The sequence below is a fragment of the Stenotrophomonas sp. MYb57 genome, assembly GCF_002966815.1.
Lineage (GTDB): Bacteria > Pseudomonadota > Gammaproteobacteria > Xanthomonadales > Xanthomonadaceae > Stenotrophomonas > Stenotrophomonas indicatrix.
Genome location: NZ_CP023271.1, coordinates 3,996,250 through 4,020,050, shown reverse-complemented (window position 1 = coordinate 4,020,050; position 23,801 = coordinate 3,996,250). Strand labels below are relative to the sequence as shown.

General features: G+C 66.6%; 19 protein-coding genes and 1 pseudogene. 14 read left to right on the top strand and 6 right to left on the bottom strand.

Annotated elements, in window-relative coordinates:
• Nucleotides 1–11: 11 nt before the first annotated feature.
• Both smeE and smeF read left to right on the top strand, forming a co-directional pair.
• Nucleotides 12–3,137 (top strand): multidrug efflux RND transporter permease subunit SmeE, encoded by a 3,126-nt coding sequence (gene smeE, locus CLM74_RS18305; protein WP_080149814.1) that lies wholly within the window; start codon nt 12–14, stop codon nt 3,135–3,137.
• A 110-nt stretch (nt 3,138–3,247) separates the two neighbouring features.
• Nucleotides 3,248–4,648: a multidrug efflux RND transporter outer membrane subunit SmeF gene (gene smeF / locus CLM74_RS18300; RefSeq protein ID WP_134833102.1), complete on the top strand. Its 1,401-nt coding sequence runs from the start codon at nt 3,248–3,250 to the stop codon at nt 4,646–4,648.
• Between the two features lie 103 nt (nt 4,649–4,751).
• Here smeF and CLM74_RS18295 read toward each other — a convergent pair whose 3' ends face one another.
• The 4 genes from CLM74_RS18295 to CLM74_RS18280 all read right to left on the bottom strand — a co-directional run bounded on the left by CLM74_RS18295 (nt 4,752) and on the right by CLM74_RS18280 (nt 6,560).
• Nucleotides 4,752–5,174 (bottom strand): low affinity iron permease family protein, encoded by a 423-nt coding sequence (locus CLM74_RS18295; RefSeq protein ID WP_025877275.1) that lies wholly within the window; start codon nt 5,172–5,174, stop codon nt 4,752–4,754.
• Nucleotides 5,175–5,246: 72 nt separating this feature from the next.
• Entirely contained in the window at nt 5,247–5,573 is a 327-nt protein-coding gene (locus tag CLM74_RS18290; protein ID WP_025877273.1) for a hypothetical protein, read from the bottom strand.
• A gap of 74 nt (nt 5,574–5,647) precedes the next feature.
• Nucleotides 5,648–5,908, bottom strand: coding sequence for a hypothetical protein (locus CLM74_RS18285; RefSeq protein ID WP_025877271.1), 261 nt, complete (start codon nt 5,906–5,908; stop codon nt 5,648–5,650).
• 199 nt (nt 5,909–6,107) lie between these two features.
• Nucleotides 6,108–6,560 (bottom strand): nucleoside deaminase, encoded by a 453-nt coding sequence (locus CLM74_RS18280; protein ID WP_005411083.1) that lies wholly within the window; start codon nt 6,558–6,560, stop codon nt 6,108–6,110.
• An 80-nt stretch (nt 6,561–6,640) separates the two neighbouring features.
• On the opposite strand from CLM74_RS18280, the gene ubiE reads away from it, so the two are divergent.
• The 5 genes from ubiE to CLM74_RS18255 all read left to right on the top strand — a co-directional run bounded on the left by ubiE (nt 6,641) and on the right by CLM74_RS18255 (nt 13,317).
• Nucleotides 6,641–7,402, top strand: a complete 762-nt coding sequence (gene ubiE / locus CLM74_RS18275) for a bifunctional demethylmenaquinone methyltransferase/2-methoxy-6-polyprenyl-1,4-benzoquinol methylase UbiE (RefSeq protein WP_025877269.1) — start codon at nt 6,641–6,643, stop codon at nt 7,400–7,402.
• Between the two features lie 230 nt (nt 7,403–7,632).
• A complete protein-coding gene (locus CLM74_RS18270) occupies nt 7,633–9,561 on the top strand; it encodes a M1 family metallopeptidase (protein ID WP_105164667.1) in 1,929 nt (642 codons plus the stop codon).
• A 126-nt stretch (nt 9,562–9,687) separates the two neighbouring features.
• Nucleotides 9,688–10,419, top strand: a complete 732-nt coding sequence (locus CLM74_RS18265) for a lipoprotein (RefSeq protein WP_032976539.1) — start codon at nt 9,688–9,690, stop codon at nt 10,417–10,419.
• A 59-nt stretch (nt 10,420–10,478) separates the two neighbouring features.
• Nucleotides 10,479–11,036: an HAD family hydrolase gene (locus CLM74_RS18260; RefSeq protein ID WP_234003487.1), complete on the top strand. Its 558-nt coding sequence runs from the start codon at nt 10,479–10,481 to the stop codon at nt 11,034–11,036.
• Between the two features lie 310 nt (nt 11,037–11,346).
• Entirely contained in the window at nt 11,347–13,317 is a 1,971-nt protein-coding gene (locus CLM74_RS18255) for an LTA synthase family protein (RefSeq protein WP_105164665.1), read from the top strand.
• 184 nt (nt 13,318–13,501) lie between these two features.
• Here CLM74_RS18255 and CLM74_RS18250 read toward each other — a convergent pair whose 3' ends face one another.
• Nucleotides 13,502–14,440 carry a carbohydrate kinase family protein gene (locus CLM74_RS18250; protein ID WP_059065157.1) on the bottom strand — a complete coding sequence of 313 codons (939 nt, stop codon included), beginning with the start codon at nt 14,438–14,440 and terminating at the stop codon, nt 13,502–13,504.
• Nucleotides 14,441–14,722: 282 nt separating this feature from the next.
• On the opposite strand from CLM74_RS18250, the gene CLM74_RS18245 reads away from it, so the two are divergent.
• From CLM74_RS18245 to rodA (CLM74_RS18225), 5 genes are all read left to right on the top strand, one after another.
• Entirely contained in the window at nt 14,723–15,769 is a 1,047-nt protein-coding gene (locus CLM74_RS18245; RefSeq protein WP_025877255.1) for a rod shape-determining protein, read from the top strand.
• A 121-nt stretch (nt 15,770–15,890) separates the two neighbouring features.
• Nucleotides 15,891–17,081 carry a rod shape-determining protein MreC gene (mreC, locus tag CLM74_RS18240; RefSeq protein WP_105164664.1) on the top strand — a complete coding sequence of 397 codons (1,191 nt, stop codon included), beginning with the start codon at nt 15,891–15,893 and terminating at the stop codon, nt 17,079–17,081.
• Complete coding sequence (mreD, locus tag CLM74_RS18235) at nt 17,078–17,563, top strand: rod shape-determining protein MreD (protein WP_025877251.1); 486 nt, start codon at nt 17,078–17,080, stop codon at nt 17,561–17,563. The genes mreC and mreD overlap by 4 nt, the downstream gene beginning before the upstream one ends.
• Nucleotides 17,564–17,566: 3 nt before the next feature.
• The gene (gene mrdA / locus CLM74_RS18230) at nt 17,567–19,645 is read left to right on the top strand and encodes a penicillin-binding protein 2 (protein WP_025877249.1); all 2,079 of its coding nucleotides are present in this window, start codon (nt 17,567–17,569) and stop codon (nt 19,643–19,645) included.
• Nucleotides 19,642–20,754 carry a rod shape-determining protein RodA gene (rodA, locus tag CLM74_RS18225; protein ID WP_025877247.1) on the top strand — a complete coding sequence of 371 codons (1,113 nt, stop codon included), beginning with the start codon at nt 19,642–19,644 and terminating at the stop codon, nt 20,752–20,754. The genes mrdA and rodA (CLM74_RS18225) overlap by 4 nt, the downstream gene beginning before the upstream one ends.
• A gap of 311 nt (nt 20,755–21,065) precedes the next feature.
• Here rodA (CLM74_RS18225) and CLM74_RS18220 read toward each other — a convergent pair.
• A pseudogene (locus CLM74_RS18220) lies at nt 21,066–21,475 on the bottom strand (hypothetical protein).
• A gap of 423 nt (nt 21,476–21,898) precedes the next feature.
• On the opposite strand from CLM74_RS18220, the gene rodA (CLM74_RS18215) reads away from it, so the two are divergent.
• Nucleotides 21,899–22,975 carry a rod shape-determining protein RodA gene (gene rodA, locus CLM74_RS18215; protein ID WP_199776055.1) on the top strand — a complete coding sequence of 359 codons (1,077 nt, stop codon included), beginning with the start codon at nt 21,899–21,901 and terminating at the stop codon, nt 22,973–22,975.
• A gap of 478 nt (nt 22,976–23,453) precedes the next feature.
• Entirely contained in the window at nt 23,454–23,702 is a 249-nt protein-coding gene (locus CLM74_RS21560; protein ID WP_154881076.1) for a hypothetical protein, read from the top strand.
• Nucleotides 23,703–23,801: the final 99 nt, after the last annotated feature.

Genomic DNA, 23,801 nt, shown 5'->3' with positions numbered 1-23,801 from the left:
CGGAGAACTCCATGGCACGTTTCTTCATCGATCGACCCATCTTCGCGTGGGTCATCGCGATCATCATCATGCTCGCCGGCGGCCTGGCCCTGTTCAAGCTGCCGATCTCGATGTACCCCAACGTCGCACCGCCGGCGGTGGAAATCAGCGCCAGCTACCCGGGTGCTTCGGCCAAGGTGGTCGAAGACTCGGTGACGCAGATCATCGAGCAGAACATGAAGGGCCTTGATGGCCTGATCTATTTCTCCTCCAACAGCTCGTCCAACGGCCAGGCCACCATCACCCTGACCTTCGAGAGCGGGACCAACCCCGACATCGCCCAGGTGCAGGTGCAGAACAAGCTGCAGCTGGCGATGCCGCTGCTGCCGCAGGAAGTGCAGCGGCAGGGCATCAACGTGGCCAAGTCCAGCTCGGGCTTCCTGAACGTCATCGCGTTCGTGTCCGAAGACGGCAGCATGGATGCCAACGACATCGCCGACTACGTCGGTTCCAACGTCGTGGATCGTCTCAGCCGCGTTCCGGGCGTGGGCAACATCCAGGTGTTCGGTGGCAAGTACGCCATGCGCATCTGGCTGGACCCGAACAAGCTGCACACCTACGGCATGTCGGTGCCGGAAGTGGTCGCTGCGGTGAAGGCACAGAACGCGCAGGTGGCCATCGGCCAGCTGGGTGGTGCGCCGTCGGTGAAGGGCCAGCAGCTCAACGCCACCATCAACGCGCAGTCGCGCCTGCAGACCCCGGAACAGTTCCGCAACATCATCGTGCGCGGTGCGCAGGACGGTGCCGAACTGCGCCTGGGCGATGTAGCCCGCGTCGAGCTGGGCGCCGAGTCGTACGACTTCGTCACCCGCTACAACGGGCAGCCGGCCAGCGGCCTGGCGGTCACGCTGGCCACCGGCGCCAACGCGCTGGATACCGCTGCCGGTGTCGATGAAACGCTGAAGGAACTGGAAGGCTTCTTCCCGGCCGGCCTGAAGGCCGAGATCCCGTACGACACCACCCCGTTCGTGCGCGTGTCGATCAAGGGCGTGGTGCAGACCCTGCTCGAAGCGATCGTGCTGGTGTTCGTGGTGATGTACCTGTTCCTGCAGAACTTCCGCGCCACCCTGATCCCGACCATCGCCGTGCCGGTGGTGCTGCTGGGTACCTTCGGCGTGCTGTCGGTGCTGGGCTTCTCGGTGAACATGCTGACCATGTTCGCGATGGTGCTGGCCATCGGCCTGCTGGTGGATGATGCCATCGTGGTGGTGGAGAACGTCGAGCGCATCATGTCCGAAGAGGGCCTGTCGCCGCTGGAAGCCACCCGCAAGTCGATGAGCCAGATCACCGGCGCGCTGGTGGGCATCGGCCTGGTGTTGTCGGCGGTGTTCGTGCCGATGGCCTTCATGAGCGGCTCCACCGGCGTGATCTACCGGCAGTTCTCTGCGACGATCGTCTCGGCGATGGCGTTGTCGGTGCTGGTCGCGATCGTGCTGACGCCGGCGCTGTGCGCGACCATGCTCAAGCCGCTGAAGAAGGGGGAGCACCATGTCGCCCACCGCGGTTTCGCCGGTCGCTTCTTCAACGGTTTCAACCGTGGCTTCGACCGCACCAGCGAGAGCTACCAGCGCGGCGTGCGCGGCATTCTGCATCGCCCGTGGCGGTTCATGGGCATCGTGGCCGCGCTGTTCCTGCTGATGGGCGTGCTGTTCGTGCGCCTGCCCAGCTCGTTCCTGCCCAACGAAGACCAGGGCGTGCTGATGGCGCTGGTGCAGGCGCCGGTGGGCGCAACCCAGGAGCGCACGCTGGAATCGATCGCCGCGCTCGAAAAGCACTTCATGGAAAACGAGAAGGGTGCGGTCGAATCGGTGTTCTCGGTGCAGGGCTTCAGCTTCGCCGGCATGGGCCAGAACGCGGGCATGGCCTTCGTCAAGTTGAAGGACTGGAAGGATCGTGACGCCGACAACGGCGTGATGCCGATCACCGGACGTGCGATGGCCGCGCTGGGGCAGATCAAGGATGCCTTCATCTTTGCCTTCCCGCCGCCGGCCATTCCGGAACTGGGCACGGCCTCCGGCTACACCTTCTTCCTGAAGGACAACAGCGGCCAGGGCCACGAGGCATTGCTGGCGGCCCGCAACCAGCTGCTCGGCTTGGCGGCCGGCAGCAAGAAGCTGGCCAACGTGCGACCGAACGGCCAGGAAGACACGCCGCAGTTCCGCATCGATATCGATGTGGCCAAGGCCAGCTCGCTGGGCCTGTCGATCGACCAGGTCAACACCACTCTGGCCACCGCGTGGGGCAGCTCGTACATCGATGACTTCATCGATCGCGGCCGCGTCAAGCGCGTGTTCGTGCAGGCTGACCAGCCGTTCCGCATGGTGCCGGAGGACTTCGATCTCTGGTCGGTGAAGAACGACAAGGGCGAGATGGTTCCGTTCAGCGCCTTCGCCAGCAAGCATTGGGACTACGGCTCGCCGCGCCTGGAACGCTACAACGGCGTGTCGGCTACCGAAATCCAGGGCGAGCCGGCCCCGGGCGTGGCGTCCGGTGATGCCATGGCCGAGATCGAACAGCTGGCCAAGCAGTTGCCGGCGGGCTTCGGTGTCGAGTGGACGGCGATGTCCTACCAGGAACGCCAGGCGGGCTCGCAGACGCCGCTGCTGTACACCCTGTCGCTGATGATCGTGTTCCTGTGCCTTGCCGCGTTGTATGAAAGCTGGAGCGTGCCGACCTCGGTGCTGCTGGTGGCACCGCTGGGCATCCTCGGTGCGGTGCTGGCCAATACCTTCCGTGGCATGGAGCGCGACATCTATTTCCAGGTGGCGATGCTGACCACGGTGGGCCTGACCAGCAAGAACGCGATCCTGATCGTCGAGTTCGCCAAGGAGCATCTGGAGAAGGGCGCGGGGCTGATCGAAGCGACGATGCACGCGGTCCGCGACCGCCTGCGCCCGATCATCATGACCTCGCTGGCCTTCGGCATGGGCGTGCTGCCGCTGGCGATCTCCAGCGGTGCCGGCTCCGGCGCCAAGCAGGCGATCGGCACCGGCGTGCTCGGCGGCATGGTGGTCGGCACTGTGCTCGGCGTGTTCTTCGTGCCGCTGTTCTTCGTCGTGGTGCAGCGCGTGTTCAAGAAGCGCAACGCCACCAGCTGATTTGAAACGGTAGTGCCGGCCGCTGGCCGGCAGCTGCTGCTCGCTTGATGTGAATCCAATGAGGTTGCCGGCCAGTGGCCGGCACTACCTCCTGCCATCCGGCAGTACCGATGGAAGTCATTCCAATGAAAAGTGCATCTCTGTTCCTCTCCATCGCTGCGGCACTGGCGCTTGCCGGCTGCGGCACCCTGGCGCCGAAGAACACCGCAGTGGCCCCGGCCATTCCGTCGCAGTGGCCGGCCGAAGCCGCGCAGGGCGAAGTGGCCGATGCGGCCGCGGTCGGCTGGCGTGACTTCTTCACCGACGAGCGCCTGCAGCAGGTGATCGGCCAGGCGCTGGACAACAACCGCGACCTGCGCGTGGCCGTGCTCAACGTCGAAAAGGCGCGTGGCCAGTACCGCGTGCAGCGCGCGGACCGGGTGCCGGGCGTGGCCGTGACCGGGCAGATGGACCGCCGCGGTGGCGACGTGCCGGTCACCGAGCAGTTCAGCGCGGGCGTCGGCGTGGCCGAGTTCGAACTGGACCTGTTCGGCCGCGTGCGCAACCTGAGCGAAGCCGCGCTGCAGCAGTACTTCGCTGTAGCCGCCAACCGCCGCAACGCGCAGCTGAGCCTGGTGGCCGAGACCGCCACCGCGTGGTTGACCTACGGTGCCGACGCGCAACAGTTGAAAATCGCCGAAGCCACGGTGAAGACCTATGAGGATTCGCTGCGCCTGGCCGAAGCACGCCATGAGCGCGGTGGCAGTTCGGGGTTGGAACTGACCCAGACCCGCACCCTGGTCGAGACCGCGCGTACCGATGCCGCACGCCTGCGTGGGCAGCTGGCCCAGGACCGCAACGCGCTGGCGCTGCTGGCCGGTGGCCAGCTGGATCCGGCGCTGCTGCCGGACAGCATCTCACCGCAGGTGCTTGCGTTGGCACCACCGCCGGCTGGCCTGCCCAGCGACGTGCTGCTGCAGCGCCCGGACATCATGGCGGCGGAACATCAGCTGCTGGCGGCCAATGCCAACATCGGTGCCGCACGCGCAGCCTTCTTCCCCAGCATCTCGCTGACCGGCAGCATCGGCAGTGGCTCGGGTGAATTGTCCGGCCTGTTCGACAGCGGTACGCGGGTGTGGAGCTTCCTGCCGAAGATCACCTTGCCGATCTTCCAGGGCGGCAAGCTGCGCGCGAACCTGGCCGTGGCCAACGCCGACCGCGATATCGCGCTGGCGCAGTACGAAAAGTCGATCCAGAGTGGTTTCCGCGAAACCGCCGATGCGCTGGCATTGAATGTCAGCCTGGATGAACAGGCGGCCTCGCAGCAGCGCCTGGTGGAAGCGGCCGAGCAGGCCAACCGCCTGTCGCAGGCGCGCTATGACGCGGGCCTGGACAGCTTCGTCACCCTGCTGGATGCACGTCGTACCGCCTACAACGCGCAGCAGAGCCAGCTGCAGACACAGCTGGCGCAGCAGGCCAACCGCATCACGCTGTACAAGGTGCTGGGCGGCGGCTGGCACGAGCGCGGGTAAGCGCGCAGACCGGTAGTGCCGGCCGCTGGCCGGCAGCGCGCGGGATCAACAGGGATCGTGCAGTTGCCGGCCAGCGGCCGGCGCTACCGGTCAATGAGCAGGGCTACACCGCTTCGTCGTCGCGCCGCTCGGTGCGGCAGGCGCGTACCCGCGTCAATGCGTCGCCGGCTTCGCGCGCCATTCTTTCGTACTCGGCGCGGATCTCTTCGAGGCGCTCTTCGTCCAGCTCTTCCAGGTCCAGCAGCTCGTTGTTGGCCTCGGCGGTGGCGCGGATCAGCTCGTCCAGCTTGATCTGCATCGCCGCGGTGTCCGAGTTCTGCGTGTGCTGGATCAGGAACACCATCAGGAAGGTGATGATGGTGGTGCCGGTGTTGATCACCAGCTGCCAGGTGTCGTTGAACTTGAATATGGGGCCACTGATGCCCCACAGCACGACGATCGATACTGCGGCCAGGAAGGTCCACGGCGAGCCGGTGGCGGCCGCGGCCTTCTTGGCGATCGTATTGAACAGGTTCCTTGCGCTCATCGTCATCGTTCCACGGGAATGGCGACGATCATCGGCACATGGCCGTGCAGGTGCCGTGCAGCAGGCGTGGACTCAGGCGCGCAGGCGCGGTGCTTCCTGGCTGCGCACCGGGCTGGCCAGGTAGACGTGCTGCCAGCAGCGTTCGACGAATTCGCGGGCCTGCGCTTCACTCAGGCGCGGCATGATCTGCAGGGCGTATTGGGTCTGGAATAGCTCATCGCGCTGGGCGTTGCTGGCGCGTGGTTGGGTGATCAGCGAATCACAGGCGAACTTGATCCACGGGACATAGGTGCCGAACGAGGTGTGCGCGAGTGCGCCATCGGCGTGCTGGCGGCGCCAGTAATCCAGCTCCGCATCGACATTGATGACAGGGGGAATGGCGGGAACTTCAGCGTGCATGACGATCCAATCGGTTGGAGGTGAAGGGAGTGGGGGCCCATTACAGTGTGGCCCGGGCGGCGGTGCATGCCGCGTCAGCGTGATGTGCAGCCAGCGTGGCGATGGCGCAGCAGCTGTGCGTGTTCAACCGCACCCAGGCGTTCGGCCATGGCGGCCATCGCATTGCACAGGCGCACCAGGTCGCGGGGATGGTCGTGCAGCAGATCCTGCTGCATGTCCTGGTAGGCGCTCCAGAACGGGGCACTGCGCTGGTGCAGTGCGTATTGCTGCTGCAGTCGGCTCCAGATCGCGGCCAGGGCCGGGTCACTGCGAGGACGTACGGCATGCGCTTGCATGGTCGGCTCCAATCCGGGGCGGGGGCCCGGTTGCATTCCACCCTAGACGTCGCTGCGCAGCAGGATGTTAGTGGCGCGTGTTGACCGCACCCAGCTGACTGCGCAGCAGTTCACGTTGAAGCGTGCAGACGCTGCCGGCACAAGGCTGTGCCGGCACTGAAGCGTTCATCAAGGCGGGCTCATCAGCCGTGGCGGATGCTCATTCGCCGATATCTTCGTTCCAGATTTCCGGATGTTGCGCAATGAAACCGCCAAGCAGGTCCACGCATTCCTGGCTGTCCAGGTCGATCACGTTGACGCCGTTTTCCCGCAGCCAGTCGATGCCGCCCTGGAAAGTGCGCGATTCGCCGACCACCACCGTGCCGATGTTGAACTGCCGCACCAGGCCCGAGCAGTACCAGCAGGGGGCCAGGGTCGTGACCATGATGGTGTCCTGGTAGCGGCGCTGGCGGCCGGCCTTGCGGAAGGCATCGGTCTCGCCATGCACGGACGGGTCACCTTCCTGCACGCGGCGGTTGTGGCCGCAGCCGAGCAGGCGGCCGTCGTTGTGGTACAGCGCCGCGCCGATCGGCACGCCGCCTTCGGCCAGCCCCTGGCGGGCTTCGGCAATGGCGGTCTGCAGCAGGGCCTGGTAGTCGGGCGTGGTGATCATGCGGGGCTCCGGTAGGTCGTGGGGCGCCATGATACGGCCAGCGTTCCCCGCAGGGGCCCGGCGGTGCGATAATCGGGGGCATGAGCGAATCCCCCTACAAATCCGGTACCACCCATTTCGGGTTCCGCGACGTTGACGCCAAGGACAAGCAGAAGCTGGTCGGCCAGGTGTTCACGTCGGTCGCGCGCAACTACGACCTGATGAACGACCTGATGAGCATGGGCGTGCACCGGGCATGGAAGCGCTACTACGTCGCCACCGCGCAGGTGAAGCCGGGTGACCGCGTGCTCGACCTGGCCGGTGGCACCGGCGATATCGCCGCGCTGCTGAAGGAGCGCGTCGGTGCCGAGGGCTCGGTGGTGCTGGGCGACATCAACGCCGGCATGCTGTCGGTCGGCCGTGACCGCCTGACCAACCGCGGCCTGGTGCTGGGCCTGGACTACGTGCAGTGCAACGCCGAGGCCCTGCCGTTCCCGGACAACAGCTTCGACCTGGTGACCATCGCCTTTGGTCTGCGCAACGTGACCGACAAGGACGCTGGCCTGCGCGAGATGTTCCGCGTGCTGAAGGTGGGCGGCCAGGCCCGTGTGCTGGAGTTCTCCGAAGTCACCGCCGACTGGTTCAAGCCGATCTACGACTTCCACTCGTTCAAGATCCTGCCGAAGCTGGGCAAGCTGTTCGCCAACGATTCGGACAGCTACCAGTACCTGGCCGAGAGCATCCGCAAGCATCCGCCGCAGGAAGAGCTGAAGGCGATGATGGGGCAGGCCGGCTTCGAGCGCTGCCACTACAAGAACCTGACCGGCGGCATCGTCTCGATCCACTCCGGCTACAAGCTGTAAGTCGGGTTCCCAGGTAGTGCCGGCCGCTGGCCGGCATCTGCACGGCACGGTCCTGGTAGGTGCCAACCTTGGTTGGCACACGCCCGTCCGCTAGCGCTGACAGGTCCGTGCCAACCAAGGTTGGCACCTACCGGGCCATCGCGGGGCCGGCCGTTACCCCGCACCGCGCAACGCTTCCCGGCCGGGGGAGAGGTACCATTGGGGTTTGTTCCCCGTAACGGTCCCGATTCATGCGCAATCCGCTGATGCTCCTTCCGCTGGCCGTGGCCCTGGCCGCCGGCTGCTCCCAGGAGGTGGCCGCACCCGCCGCCACCCCGACTGCCCAGAAGGCTCCCGCCGCCCCCGTGAACGCCGAAAACCGCAGCCACGATGAAAGCTCGTACGCCGAGCCGGACAAGGTCGTCGTCAAGGACATCGCGCTGGACCTGAAGCTGGACTTCGACCAGAAGCAGATCGGCGGCACCGCCACCTACACCCTGGAATGGAAGCAGAAGGACGCCAAGCAGCTGGTGCTGGACACCCGCGAGCTGAGCATCGCCAAGGTCGAAGCGATCGCCGCTGACGGCGCGCGCAGCCCGCTGCAGTTCGTGCTGGCCCCGGCCGACAAGGTGTTCGGCAGCAAGCTGACCATCGAAACTCCGCAACAGCCGGTCAAGGTCGAAGTGACCTACCACACCGCACCGACCGCTTCGGGCCTGCAGTGGCTGGCGCCGTCGATGACCGAGGGCAAGAAGCTGCCCTTCATGTTCAGCCAGTCGCAGGCGATCCACGCCCGTTCCTGGGTACCGTTGCAGGACACCCCGAGCGTGCGCTTCACCTACAGCGCGCACGTGGTCTCGCGCCCGGACGTGATGGTGCTGATGAGCGCCGACAACGATCCCAAGGCCGCGCGTGACGGTGACTACACCTTCAAGATGCCGCAGCCGATTCCGTCCTACCTGCTGGCCATCGCCGCCGGCGACCTGGTGTTCGAGCCGATCTCCGGCCGCTCCGGCGTCTGGGCCGAGCCGACCATGGTCAACAAGGCCGCCAAGGAATTCGAAGACACCGAGAAAATGATCGGTGCCGCCGAGAAGCTGTACGGCGAATACCGCTGGGGCCGCTACGACATGCTGGTGCTGCCGCCGTCGTTCCCGTTTGGCGGCATGGAAAACCCGCGCCTGACCTTCGCCACCCCGACCGTGATCGTCGGCGACAAGTCGCTGGTCTCGCTGGTGGCCCATGAACTGGCGCACAGCTGGTCGGGCAACCTGGTGACCAACGCCAGCTGGAAGGACATCTGGCTCAACGAAGGCTTCACCACCTACGTCCAGGGCCGCATCACCGAAGCCCTGTACGGCAAGGAGATGGCCGAGATGGAAAAGCAGATCGACCAGACCGATCTGCTGGCCGAAGTGAAGGACATGAGCCCGGCCGACCAGGCGCTGGCGCTGCCGCCGCTGAACGAGCGTGATCCGGACGAAGCCCTGAGCCAGGTGGCCTACGTCAAGGGTTCGTGGTTCCTGGAATTCCTGGAACAGCGTTTCGGCCGCGAAACCTTCGACCCGTTCCTGCGCGGCTGGTTCGATGACCACGCTTTCCAGAGCGCCAACACCGACCAGTTCGTCGAGTACCTGAAGAAGAACCTGCTGCCGAAGAATCCGTCGGCGGTGACCGAGGCCGAACTGAAGGCGTGGCTGGACGAGCCGGGCATTCCGGCGTTCGCAGCCAAGGCGCAGTCGCGCAACTTCAGCAGCGTCGATACCGCGCGCATTGCCTTCGCCAGCGCCGGCACCGTGCCGAGCAGCCAGGTGATTGCCGAGTGGAGCACCCAGGAATGGGTCCGCTTCATCGATGGCCTGGGCGCCACCCAGCCGCTGGACAAGCTGGCCACGCTGGACAAGGCGTTCCACTTCACTGGCACCCCGAATGGCGAGATCGCCATGCGCTGGTACCCGCTGACCATCCGCAGCGGCTACGAGCAGGCCAATGAAGCGGCCGCTGCGTTCATCGAGCGTGTCGGCCGTCGCAAGCTGATCCTGCCGATCTACGCTGAACTGGTGAAGACCCCGAAGGGGCTGGAGCTGGCCAAGCAGGCGTTCGAGAAGGCCAAGCCGGGCTACCACCCGATCACCACCGCCTCGGTGCAGGACATGCTGGCCAAGGCTGAAGCCAAGTAAACGGTAGTGCCGGCCGCCGGCCGGCAACCTGATGCTGCTTCACCAGCAACGGCGGGGAAACCCGCCGTTGCTGTATCCGCTTTTCGCTGCCGATAGAATCGGGATGCACCCGTAAAGGACTCCGCCATGAAACGACTGATCCTGCTCACCGCCTGCACCCTGGCCCTGGCCGCCTGCAGCAACCCCGAGGAAGAACGCAAGGCGCAGGAGGCCGCTGCGGCCGCCGTGCAGGCGCAGAAGGAAGCCAAGGCCGAGGACGTGGCCAAGCAGTACGACATGGCCGTGGCTGCGCAGGACTGGGAGCGCGCGCGCCTGCACGGTGCCTCGCTGCTGGACCAGTACAAGGACACCGCCGCCGCCGAGCGCATCGCCGCCGGCTTCGACGAGGTCAAGGCCAAGGGCGATGCCGCGCGCGACCTGCGCCGCATGCAGGCGCTGTGGCAGTACAACCAGATTCCGGTCGGCAGCAAGGGCAACCAGGTGTCGGCGCAGATCTTCAGCAAGGAACGGGTGGATGTGGACGGCAGCGGCGCCAAGCCGGTGCAGCTGGTGTTCCGCGACCACCCCGAATGGAAGCGTCATGCCTACCTGGTGCTGCAGGCCGGCGATTTCCGTTGCCCGCAGTGCACGGTGAAGGTCACGGTGGACGGCGGCAAGCCGGTCTCCATGGCGGCCTGGCGGCCGAAGACCGACGAGGCGATCGCCATGTTCATCACCGACCAGAAGGCGTTGTGGAAGCTGGCAGCCAAGGGCAAGTCGATCAGCATCGAGTTCCCGGTCAAGGCCGGTGGCACGCGCACGGCCGTGTTCGAGACCGGTGGCGTGGATGCCAGCCGCATGCCGGCGTGGTGGCGTTGACCGTGCAGGCACCGGCGGCTGCGTCGTCGCTGTCGGCGATCCGCCACTGGGTGTTCGACATGGATGGCACGCTGACCGTGGCGGTGCATGATTTCGCGCGGATCAAGCGCGAACTGGCGATTCCGCAGGAGGATGACATCCTCACCCACCTGGCCGGGTTGCCGGCCGCAGAGGCCAGCGCCAAGCACGCCTGGCTGCTGGCGCACGAGCGTGCGCTGGCCGCTGCTTCCCAGCCGGCAACGGGAGCGGTGCCGCTGGTACGCGCGCTGCAGGGCGCCGGCTGCCGGCTGGGCATTCTGACCCGCAACGTGCGCAGCCTGGCGCAGGTCACCCTGCAGGCGATCGGGCTGGGCGACGTCTTTGCCGAAGACGACATCATCGGCCGCGACGAGGCCGAGCCGAAACCCTCACCGGCCGGCCTGCAGTACTTCCAGCAGCGCTGGCAGGTTGAGCCCGCGCAGGTGGTGATGGTGGGCGATTACCGCTTCGATCTCGAATGCGGCCGCGCGGCGGGCAGCCGCACGCTGCTGGTCAACGCTCCGGACAACCCGTGGCCGGGCATGGCCTGTTGGCACCTGGCCGATTGCGGGGCGGTGCTGGAGCGCTGGGGAGGCTAGCGCGGCGCTCTGTGCGCGCGCTGGCAGGTAGCCAGGGGCCGCACCTGCAGTCAACTGCCGACTGTCATCACAGTGTATTGTGCGCGGTCGGCGGGACGTTCTTCGAATGACCCGCCGGGGCTGAAGCGGAAGCGGTTGCGGAACCGCCGCCGCTCACTGCCGCAGCCCGATTGAAGCTGAGGTGGATGCTGAAGGTGCCGGCGGGAAGTTCCGCTGCGCTGGCGGTGGTGTCGGGTAACACGTTGTCCGGTGTGGCCCGCTGCCAAGGATGGGGCATGGGTGTCCTTTGCTCCATTTCTGGATTCCTTTCATGCTCCGAGCTGCGTGGGTGTCGCTGTACCGGCGTCTGTGTCCAATTGCCGCCTTCTTCCTGTTTGGCCTGGTCGCCCTGTCGTTGTCCCGGCTGGGGCTGTCGCTGTGGCATGCCGCGCGGGTGAGTGCTGCCGACGGCTGGTCCACGGTGTTGCTGCAGGGGCTGCGGGTGGATGTGTCGACCCTGTGCCTGCTGTACGGCATCCCTGCGGTGCTGGCGCTGCTGTTGCCGCTGGAGGGACGCGTGGGCCGCGCGTGGCGCCATCTGTTGCGGTGGTGGCTGATCCTGGCGAGCGTGCTGCTGGTGTTCATGGAACTGGCCACGCCGAGCTTCATGGCCGAGTACGGCCTGCGCCCCAATCGCGTGTTCCTGGAGTATCTGATCTATCCCGAAGAAGTCGGGATGACGCTGCTGCGCGGCCATCTGCTGGCCGTGGTGATCGAAGTTGCCGCGGTGATCGTGCTGTTCTGGGCATTGCTTCGCGGGTCGCGGTGCTGGGTCGGCAACAGCCCGGCGCTCGCAGTCGAAGCCGGATGGCTGTGGCGGCTGCCATTGGCATTGCTGGTGCTGCTGCTGGCGGCGCTGGGCGTGCGTTCCAGCCTGGGTCATCGGCCCTTGAATCCGGCGCTGGTGGCGTTCTCCACCGACCCCACCATCAACGCCTTGCCGCTGAATTCGCTGTACACCGTCGGCTATGCCGCGCGGCAACTGGCGACCCGCAGCGAAACCTCTCGCGTCTACGGTGACCTGCCGCTTGCCGAGGTGGTCAGCGAACTGCGCGCCAGCAGCGGCCTGCCGGCATCGGCGTACGTCTCCGACGCGTTGCCGAGCCTGGCGCTGCGTCCGCCGCAGTACCAGGGCAAGCCGCGCAATCTGGTGATCGTGCTGGAAGAAAGCCTGGGCGCGCAGTTCATCGGCAGTCTCGGCGGACGACCGTTGTCGCCCAACTACGACCGCCTGAGCAGGCAGGGTTGGGCGTTCGAGCGGCTGTATGCCACCGGTACGCGTTCGGTGCGCGGCATCGAGGCGGTCCTGACCGGGTTCCCGCCGACCCCGGCCGAATCGGTGGTGAAGCTGCCTGCCAGCCGCCAGCGCTTTTTCACCCTGGCCGATGTGCTGGGGCGGCATGGCTACGACACCGGCTTCTACTACGGCGGTGAAAGCCACTTCGACAACATGCGCGAGTTCTTCCTCGCCAATGGCTTCACCCGCATCGTGGACCGCAAGGATTACCGCAAGCCGGCCTTCGTCGGCTCCTGGGGCGCGTCGGACGAGGATCTGTTCGCTCGCGCCGACCAGCAGTTCCGGCAGCTGAAAGCGCAGGGCACGCCATTCTTCGGCCTGGTGTTCACCTCCAGCAACCACGATCCCTTCGAGTTCCCCGACGGCCGAATCGACCTGTACGAGCAACCGAAGCAGACCCGCGACAACGCCGCCAAGTACGCCGACTACGCGCTGGGCGAGTTCTTCCGCAAGGCGATGGCCTCGTCGTACTGGGAGGACACCGTGTTCCTGGTGGTGGCCGACCATGATTCGCGGGTGTTCGGCAAGAACATGGTGCCGATCGGCAACTTCCATATTCCCGGGTTGATCCTCGGCGGCGGCATCGAGGCGCGCCGCGATGCCCGCATCGTCAGCCAGATCGATCTGCCGCCGACGCTGTTGTCATTGCTGGGCATCGCCGATGCCACCCCCACCGTTGGCCAGGACCTGACCGACCTGCAGCGGCTGCAGCCCGGACGCGCGCTGATGCAGTACGACCGCAATCTGGCGTGGATGGAGGGCAACGATGTGGCCATCCTGCAGCCGGACAAGCCAGCGCAGGGCTTCCGCTACGACCCGGCCAGCGACCAGCTGCAGCCGCAGCCGCTGCGGCCGGAACTGGCACGGCGCGCACATGCCTACGCGATGTGGGGCACGCTGGCCTACGAGAAAGAGCTGTACCGCTTGCCGAAGGCCAGGCCCTGAGCCGGAAGGGCCGGGCGGCGATGCGGTGCCGGCCGTTGGCCGGCAGTGTCGACCAAGGTCGACACCTACCAGAGGCATTCCCGCCAGAAGCATTCCCGATAGCGCCTCGGGTGGAGAGCCCCCTTGTTGTTCAAGGGCGCGCGCCGAAGGCGCGGGGATAAGGAGAAATGCGCGGGCAGTTCGTTTACGCGTTCAACGCGTAACCGAACTGCTGCTTGAACTGCTCGTTGAACTCATCGAAGGTGAAGCGCTGGTTCTGGGTGCCCGGGTGCTCGACCTTCAGCGCGCCCATCAGGTTGCCCATGCGGCCGATGGTCAGCCAGTCGAAGCCCTTCTGGATGCCGTAGATCAGGCCGGCGCGGAACGCGTCGCCACAGCCGGTCGGATCGACCACGCGGCGCTCGTGCGCCGGCGGGATGTCGTAGCTCTTTTCCGGGGTGTGGATCACTGCGCCCTTCGGGCCGCGGGTGGTGATGTAGGCCTTGACCCGGCTGACGATCTCCTTTTCGTTCCAGCCGGTGCGTTCCTGCAGCAGGTTCGACTCATAGTCGTTGACCACCACGTAATCGGCCTGCTCGATGAACTCGCGCAGTTCCGGGCCGTTGAACAGCGGCATGGCCTGGCCCGGGTCGAAGATGAACGGCACGCCGTCTTCGTGGAATTCCAGCGCGTTCTGGATCATGCCTTCGCGGCCGTCCGGGCCGACCAGGCCCAGGCTGACGCCCGGCACGTCGCGCACGTGGTTTTCGTAGGAACGCATCATCGCGCCCGGGTGGAAGGCGGTGATCTGGTTGTTGTCGTGGTCGGTGGTGATGAACGCCTGCGGGGTGAACAGCTCATCGATCACGCGCACGCGGGTGAGGTCGATGCCCAGGGCATCGAAGTGCTCGCGGTACGGGCCGAAGTCCGAACCCACCGTGCCCATCGGGATCGGATCGCCACCGAGCAGGTGCAGGTTGTAGGCGATGTTGCCGGCGCAGCCGCCGAACTCGCGGCGCATGCGCGGCACCAGGAAGGACACGTTCAGGATGTGCACCTTGTCCGGCAGGATGTGATTCTTGAACTGGTCCGGGAACACCATGATGGTGTCGAAGGCAAGAGAACCACAGATCAGAGCGGACATCGATGTAAGCCTATGCGGTGAATTTTGGGGTGGGCCTGCCCACTTAGGCAGGCAAGCAAACGGCGCCCTTGGGCGCCCGACGGCGCAAAGGTTACCCGCTGGTGCCGCTCAGGGCCAGAACCGGGTGATGCCCGATCAGGCCGAAAGCCTGTGAAGGCGCGGGTTCAGCTAGTTTTCTCCTTGCTCGGCGGCAGGCAGGTTGCTAGGCTTGTCGACCTCGATTTCTGCCCATTTTTTCGCCATCCCGCGTTGGGCGCGACACCCCTCAGGATCAACTCCCAGATGTTCAAGAAACTGCGCGGCATGTTCTCCAATGACCTGTCCATCGACCTGGGCACGGCCAACACCCTCATCTATGTGCGTGGGCAGGGAATCGTGCTGAACGAGCCGTCCGTGGTCGCTGTGCGCCAGGATCGCGCCATTGGTGGTACCCGGTCGGTGGCAGCCGTTGGCGCCGAGGCCAAGCAGATGCTTGGCCGTACCCCGGGCCACATCACCACCATCCGCCCGATGAAGGACGGTGTCATCGCCGACTTCACCTACACCGAAGCGATGCTCAAGCACTTCATCAAGAAGGTGCACAAGTCGCGCTTCCTGCGCCCGAGCCCGCGCGTGCTGGTCTGCGTGCCGGCTGGCTCGACCCAGGTCGAGCGCCGCGCCATCAAGGAATCGGCCGAGGAGGCCGGTGCCCGTGACGTGTTCCTGATCGAAGAGCCGATGGCGGCTGCGATCGGTGCCGGCATGCCGGTCACCGAGGCCCGTGGCTCGATGGTCATCGATATCGGCGGCGGCACCACTGAAGTGGCGGTGATCTCGCTCAACGGCATCGTCTATTCCGCCTCGGTGCGGATCGGCGGCGACCGCTTCGACGAATCGATCACCAACTACGTCCGCCGCAACCACGGCATGCTGATCGGTGAAGCCACCGCCGAGCGCATCAAGGTCGAACTGGGCTGTGCCTACCCGCAGGCGGAAGCGATCGAGATGGAAATCTCCGGCCGCAACCTCGCCGAGGGCGTGCCGAAGATGATCAAGATCAGCTCCAACGAAGTGCTTGAAGCGCTGCACGAGCCGCTGTCTGGCATTGTCAGCGCGGTCAAGCTGGCACTGGAACAGACCCCGCCGGAACTGTGCGCCGACGTCGCCGAGCGCGGCATCGTGCTGACCGGTGGTGGCGCCCTGCTGCGCGACATGGACCGCCTGATTTCCGAGGAAACCGGTCTGCACGTGCAGGTGGCTGACGACCCGCTGACCTGCGTGGCCCGCGGTGGCGGTCGTGCGCTGGAACTGGTCGACATGCACGGCAACGAGTTCTTTGCGCCGGAATAAGCTGTCCCGGCTGCCTGCGCCCGCAGCGCCCCTCCGGGGTGCGGCCCGCCACATCGGCGGGTCGGCACCGGCGGGGCGCCCGCGTGTCTCCCTTCCGCCTTCTGCCAGTTGAATCGCTGCCGTGCCGCCCTACGCCGGACCTCCCGTCGCTTCCCGATCCGGTGATGCCGCCAGCCCGCTGCGGCTGCTGGCCTATCTCGCACTGGCAATCACCTTGATCGTCCTCGACGACCAGGCTGGCTGGCTGGCGCGTCTGCGCGAGCAGGCCAACAGCCTGGTGCAGCCGGTGTGGGCCCTGGCCGGCCTGCCCGGCAAGCTCGGCGGCCAGGTGCGCGACACCGCCGCCAGCCACGGCCAGCTGGTGACCGAGAACCGCGAGCTGCGCAACCAGCTGCTGCTGGCCAACGCCCGCCTGACCCGCCTGCAGACCGCCGCACTGGACAACGCGCAGCTGCGCGAACTGCTGAACGTGGCCGAGCGCAGTGGCCTGGACGTGCAGCTGGCGCCGATCCTGGACATCGACCTGGACCCGGTCAAACAGCGCCTGGTGCTGGACGCCGGCAGCCGCGAAGGCGTGCACGTCGGCCAGGCGGTGATCGATTCCGGCGGCCTGATGGGCCAGGTGATCAGCGTGACCGCGGGCAGCTCCACCGTGCTGTTGCTGACCGACCCCGACCACGCGGTGCCGGTGACCGTGGCCCGCAATGGCGTGCGCCTGATCGTCTACGGCCGCGGCGACAAGCTGGAACTGCGCGACATCCCGCTCAGCGCCGGCGTGGAAGTGGGCGATGAGATCGTCACGTCCGGTCTCGGTGGCCGCTTCCCTGCCGGATTCCCGGTCGGCACCATCACCGGGCTGCGCCCGGACGATACCCATGCCTTCCTGGTGGGCGAACTGAAACCGGCCGCGCAGCTTGATCGCGGCCGCGACGTGCTGCTGCTGCGCCCCGGCGCTGCGATCCGCATTCCGCCGAACCTGCGCCTGCAGATGGAACAGGCCGCTCCCGGTGGCCCGGCCGATGCCACAGCGCTGCCGACCGGCCCCGCGCCTGCAGCAACGCAGGCTACCCCGGTAGTGCCGGCCGCTGGCCGGCAGCCGTCCTCGTCTGCGACGAACCCGGCTGCCCGCGCATCCTCCCTTACCCCCGCGCCTTCGGCGCGCCCCCCTCAACAAGAGGGGGGCTCTCCCCCAGCCAGCTCCCCGGTAGTGCCGGCCGCTGGCCGGCAACCGCAGCAAACTCAACCGCAGCCCACCCAACCGCAGCCCACCCAATCGCAGCCCACCCAACCGCAGCCGGAGGCGCAGCGATGAGCCGCCTTCGCGACAACCGCTGGGTGCTGCCGGCCAGCCTGGTGGTGGCCCTGCTGCTGGGCCTGCTGCCGTTGCCCGCGCTGCTGCAGCCGCTGCGTCCGTATTGGCTCGCACTGGTGCTGGCCTACTGGGTCATCGAAGCGCCCGAGCGCGTAGGCCTCGGCATCGCCTTCGCCAGCGGCGTCGTCGCCGACCTGCTGTATGGCGGGGTGCTGGGCGAGCAGGCGCTGCGCTTGGTGATGCTGGCCTTCATCCTGCAGCGCTTCCGCGCGCGCATCCGCTTCTTCCCGATGTCGCAGCAGATGCTGGCCATCGGCGGCCTGCTGTTCAACGATCGCATCGTCAGCGCACTGGTCCATATCCTGGTGGGCGAGCCGACCCTGCCGTGGTCGTACTGGTGGGCGCCGTTGTTGGGCATGGGCCTGTGGCCGCTGGTGTTCGTGCTGCTGGACGCGGTGCGCTTCGGCAAGCGCGGGCGCTGAGCCATGCTGCCGCGCCGCCAGGTCAAGAATCCGCACGCCGAAGCCGAACAGTTCCGGCGCCGTGCGGCGTTGGGCTTCTTCGGCGTGCTGGTCTGCCTGCTGGGCCTGGGCGGCTGGTACTTCAAGCTGCAGGTGCTGGACCACGACATCTACGCCACCCGATCCGAAGCCAACCGCATCAAGCCGCGGCCGGTGGTGCCCGGGCGCGGCATGATCTATGACCGCAATGGTCGGTTGCTGGCCGAGAACGTGCCGGCGTTCCGGCTGGATGTGACCCCGGACAAGGTCAAGGACATGGACGCCACCCTGGAAGGGCTGGCGAAGATCATCCAGATCAGTCCGGAAGAGCTGGAAGCGTTCAACAAGTCGCGCAAGGCGCGCCGCAAGTTCCTGCCGGTCACGCTGAAGCTGCGCATGAGCGATGAGGAAATGGCGCGCTTCGCGGTGGACCGCTGGCGCTTTCCCGGCGTCGAGCTGGAACCGTACCTGACCCGTCGCTATCCCTATGGCGACCTGTTCGCGCACATCATCGGCTACGTTGGCCGGGTCGACGACAAGGATCTGGAGATCCTCGGCGAGGGCAATGCCGCATTGACCCACATCGGCAAGTCCGGCCTGGAGCGCTATTACGAGCAGGAACTGCGCGGCAAGGTCGGCTACGAGCAGGTCGAGACCAACGTGCAGGGCCGCGCGATCCGCACCATCGGCCGTGTCGCTGCGCAATCCGGCGCCGACCTGCGGCTGTCGATCGACGCCGACCTGCAGCGGGCGATGGTGGCTGCCTTCGGTGATCAGGAAGGCTCGGCCGTGGCGATGGACCCGCGTACCGGTGAAGTGCTGGCGATGGTCAGCCTGCCGTCCTACGACCCGAACCTGTTCGTCAACGGCATCTCGCATGCCGATTTCAAGGCGCTGAACGACAACCCGTCGCGCCCGCAGTTCAATCGCCTGGTACTCGGCGGCGTTGCCCCCGGTTCGACCCTGAAGCCGCTGATCGGCCTGGCCGGCCTCGATTCGGGCGTTCGCCGTCCGGAGGACAAGGTGCTGTCAACCGGCATGTTCTACCTGCCGGGCACCTCGCGTGGCTGGGGTGATTCGCATCGTGGCGGTCACGGCTGGACCGATCTGCGCAAGTCCATCGCGCAGTCGGTCAATACGTACTACTACCGGCTGGCATTGGACCTGGGCATCGAGCGGTTCGACCATTACATGGAGTACTACGGCTTCGGCCAGCCGACCGGCATCGATCTGACCGGCGAGATCTCCGGCATCCTGCCGTCGCCGGCCTACAAGCGGAAGAGCCGCAAGGAAGCCTGGTATCCCGGCGACACGGTGAACATCAGCATCGGCCAGGGCGACTGGAAGGTCACCCCCCTGCAGCTGGCCCGTGGTGTCAGCGGCCTGGCCAATGGCCAGCTGCGCACGCCGCATCTGGTGATGCAGCAGCGTGCTGGTTTCGACAGCGACTGGGTGGCGGCGGAGCCCGGCCCGAGCAAGCCGGTCAGCCCCAACCCGAACAATCTTCAGGCCGTGCGCGAAGGCATGATGGCCACCATGCTTCCCGGCGGCAGCGCCGCACGCATGGCGGCCGGCGCGCCGTACACGATGGCGGGCAAGACAGGCACGGCACAGGTCGTCAGCCGCAAGGGCACGGCCGCGGTCAATCCCAGAAGCCTGCCGATGCACCTGCGCCACCGTGCGCTGTTCGTCGGCTTCGCGCCGGCCGAGCAGCCGGTGATCGCGCTGGCCATCGCCGTGGAAGGCGGCGGTTACGGCGGCGCGGCGGCCGCACCGATCGCGCGCAAGATCTTCGATGCCTGGCTGCTGGGCAAGATGCCTGAAGGCATGCAGCCGCTGGACAGCGAACGCGGCACCACCGCCATCGGCATCACCGCCTTCGACAATGAGGACGTGAACGCGCGTCCGGCCGGCGACGCCGCCGCCGCCGAGCTGGGCGAGCACCCGGTGCTGATCGGCATGCCCGCACCGCCACCGGCGCCGGCACCGGTTCCGGGTTCGCCATCTGCTGCGGCGGTGCCCGTCGGTCCTCGCCCGACCGTCGCGGCGGAGGCCAGCCGATGAGCGCCTTCCTGCGCTGGGCCGGGGAAATGCTGCAGCGGTTCTTCAGCAGCCTCGACTGGCTGCTGTGCCTGGCCCTGGGCGCGCTGATGGTGATCGGCCTGGCGACGTTGAAGAGTGCTGGCGGCGATGGCCTGGTGATGGCGCAGGGCGTGCGTTTTGCCGTGGGCCTGGCGGCGATGTGGGGCATTTCGCGGGCGCCGATCCTGCGCATCCGCTCGGCCACGCCACTGATCTACGCCATCTCGATGATCCCGTTGCTGGCGGTGTTCGCGCTGGGAACGGGGAAATACGGCCGGCAGTGGCTGGACCTCAAGTTCTTCTACCTGCAGCCGGCCGAACTGCTCAAGGTCAGCCTGCCGATGATGGTGGCCTGGTACCTGCACAAGATGCCGCTGCCGCCGCGCTTCAACACGGTGCTGGTGGCGATGGTGATCATCGGTGTGCCGACCGGGCTGGTGATGCTGCAGCCGGACTTCGGCACCGGCGTGCTGATCGCCGCCAGTGGTGTGTTCGTGCTGCTGCTGGCGGGCCTGCCGTGGTGGTGGGTGGGGCTGGGCGTGGGCGGTGTGGCAGCGGTGGCGCCGGTCGCCTGGTTCTGGTTGCTGCGGCCGTACCAGAAGGACCGCATCATGATGTTCCTCGACCCGGAAATGGATGCGCTGGGCGCGGGCTGGAACATCATCCAGTCGAAGATCGCCATTGGTTCCGGCGGTTTCGACGGCAAGGGCTGGGGCGAAGGCTCGCAGTCGCACCTGAATTTCATTCCCGAGCAGACCACCGACTTCGCGTTCTCGGTGCTGAGCGAGGAGTTCGGCTGGATCGGCGTGGCGCTGGTGCTGACGCTGTACCTGGTGGTGATCGGGCGCTGCCTGTGGATCGCCAGCCAGTCGCGCGATTCGTACTCGCGCCTGCTGGCCGGTGCCACGGGTCTGGCGTTCTTCGTCTATGTACTGGTAAACGGCGGGATGATTTCCGGCCTGCTGCCGGTGGTAGGTGTGCCGATGCCGTTGATCAGTTACGGCGGTACGTCGGCGGTGTCGCTGCTGGCGGGGTTCGGGTTGGTGATGGCGGTGCGTCGTCACAATCCGGTGCATGGCGGTTACGGGTAGTTTCCAGCCATCGGCGCAGCCCCTCGTGGGTGGTTGCTGAAAGCAGCAGCCGTGGTTGGCCGGGCGGGGTGGATTCGCGGGGGACGCCGTGAACCCATCCCTGGGGACTTGGCCGCGGCATCCATGCCGCGGACACCCCCGCGAACCCACCCCGCCCGGCCTCTGACAGTTTCCTGCGGTGGCCACCCACGCAAAGAGAAATAAAGCAGAGCAGAAGCGGGTCGCTTCGCTCTTTGTAGTGCCGAGCCATGCTCGGCTCAGGGCCGGCATGCGCTGTACGAGAGGCAGGCGAGGGCACAGCGACGTGCGCATTACGCGGCCTGCAACTGCACATCCACGTATTCCGACAGGCCTCGGCAGGCCAGCAGCAGGCCTTCGCGGGCGTCGTCGGGCAGGTGCTGCGTGTCGTCGCCGTCCACGCGCACGCGTTCGCTGGCGTGCAGCAGTTCCAGCAGGAAGGTCAGCCCGGCATTGGCGCGGTCGATGCGCGCCATCGCCATGCACTGCGCCTGCGTTCGCCCTTTGCTCGGCCACGGCTGGCCATCTGCCGCTTCCACCTGGCGGATGCGCTGCAGGCAGTCCAGCAGGGTAGGGCCGCCCGGCGCGTTGGCGGCCTGCGTTGCATGAGCGTGGTTTCCAGCGCGCGGGCGATGTCATGCGGCAGCTGGTGAGCAGCCTCGCCCAGCGTGGCGAACAGGTACGGGTAGGTGGAAGCGGACATGGCGGGGTCCTCGTGCGGTCGGCAAGGGCCACCCCGCGTGGAGGCGAGGGTGGCAGGCGATGCGTGGCTCCAATACCGGTGATAGACGCTGGAACGCCGGCGGGCACGAGGCCCTCCACGCACCGCCCGCCAAAGACGCACGGACGGATTGCCAGCCGACGCCGCTCAACAAGGAAAAAGCGACGCCGGCTGGCAAGCGTAAACAACGCATCTATCAAACGGGATTGGAGTCCCGTGCCACCCGTTGTCGGTGGCCGCACATGATGTGCACGGGGCCCTTGCGGCTCCAATCAGAATTGTTTGAAACCCGGAAAATCCGGGCGCCCAAGGCAGTTGTCGCCGAAGGAGTCGATAGCGTCAAACAGCGCTGACAGCTTCGCGAAAGCGCCGGTTGCTACCGTGCCGCGGGTGAAATGGAAACGAATGCTTGGTGGCTGCCGTGAGGCGCTGCGCACGATCGATCTGCCGTTGCTGATCGCGTTGTTGATCCTGATGGGCGCAGGCCTGGCGGTGCTGCACAGCGTGAACGGGCCGGTGCACGGGCAGGCGATGCGCTTTGCCGGTGGCCTGGTGGCGATGTGGCTGTTGTCGCGGGTCTCGCTGCTGCGCCTGCGCGCGTGGACGCCGGCGATCTATGCACTGTCGATGCTGCCGTTGATGGCGGTGTACGTGATCGGCACCGGCAAATACGGGCAGCGCTGGCTCAACCTCGGCGTGTTCTACCTGCAGCCTTCGGAACTGCTCAAGCTCAGCCTGCCGTTGATGATGGCCTGGTATCTGCACCGCCAGCCGCTGCCGCCATCGCCGCGCACGGTGCTGACGGCCGCAGTACTGATCGGGGTGCCAGCGCTGCTGATCCTGATGCAGCCCAATCTCGGCACTGCCACCCTGGTCACCGCCAGCGGCGTGTTCGCCCTGCTGCTGGCGGGCCTGCAGTGGCGCTGGGTGGCGGCCGGACTGGGCGCGGTGTCGGTGGCTGCGCCGTTGGCCTGGTTCGGGCTGCTGCGGCAATACCAGAAGAATCGCGTGCTGACCTTCCTGGATCCGGCTGCCGATCCGTTGGGCACCGGCTGGAACATCCTGCAGTCGCGCATCGCCATCGGCTCGGGTGGCCTGCAGGGCAGGGGCTGGGGGCACGGCACGCAGGCGACGTTGGATTTCCTGCCCGAGTACACCACCGATTTCGCGTTCTCGGTGCTTGCCGAGGAATTCGGCTGGATTGGCGTGGTGGTGGTGTTCGCGCTGTATCTGTTCGTGGTCGGGCGTTGCCTGTCGATCGCGGTGCAGGCACGCGACACGCACGCGCGGTTGTTGGCTGGGAGCCTCGGCCTGGCGTTCTTCGTGTACGTGCTGGTCAACGGCGGAATGATTTCCGGCTTGCTGCCGGTGGTGGGCATTCCGATGCCGTTGATCAGTTATGGCGGCACCTCGGCGGTGTCGTTGCTGGCGGGGATCGGGCTGGTGATGGCGGTGCGGGGGCATCGGCCGGTGCACGCGTAGGTTTCCAGCCAACGGCGCAGCCCCTCGTGGGTGGGGGTGGGTGGGTCGTGGAAAGCTGGATTGCTGAGGGCTGGCCGGGCGGGTGGATAGTGCGGGGACGCCGTGAACCCATCCCTGGGGGCTTGTCCGCGGCATCCATGCCGCGGACACCCCGCACTACCCACCCGCCCGGCCGCTGACAGGTTCCTGCGGCGTCCACCACGCAAGAAGAAAAAGAAGATCAAAAGCAAAAGCAGCATGGCCGGTTGCCCACGCTTCCTGTAGAGCCGAGCCCACGCTCGGCTCAGAGCGAAGCGACCCGCTGTTGCTCTTCGCTCTTCTTTTTTCTCTTTGCGTGGGTGGACGCCGCAGGAAACCGTCAGAGGCCGGGCGGGTGGGGTTCGCGGGGGTGTCCGCGCCATGGATGGCGCGGCCAAGCCTCCATGGACGGATTCACGGCGTCCCCCGCGAACCCCACCCGCCCGGCCAACCACGGCTGTTGCTTTCAGCGCTCACCCACGAGGGGCTGCGCCGTTCGCCGACCTTCGCCGCCGATGCGCGCATGAATCTGCGCAAGCGCATTTCTGTAATCGTTCCCACAACGCCGCACAGCAGCATCGCCGCTGACGAAGTTCCATTAAAAGTGGGCGCCAATTCACATTTTGACGCCGCGTTGATCCTGATCAATGGACTTGTCGCAATCGGCCTGCACAATGGCGGCCCGTTCGGCATGGCGCGCCGTCTTTGATGCAGCGCGAGGGGCGTCGGATGGGAAAGCAGTACTGATCCAACGGGTACAGGGAGCGCGGAGCACTGCCACTGGGGAGCGGCAGCCGCGCAGGTACCG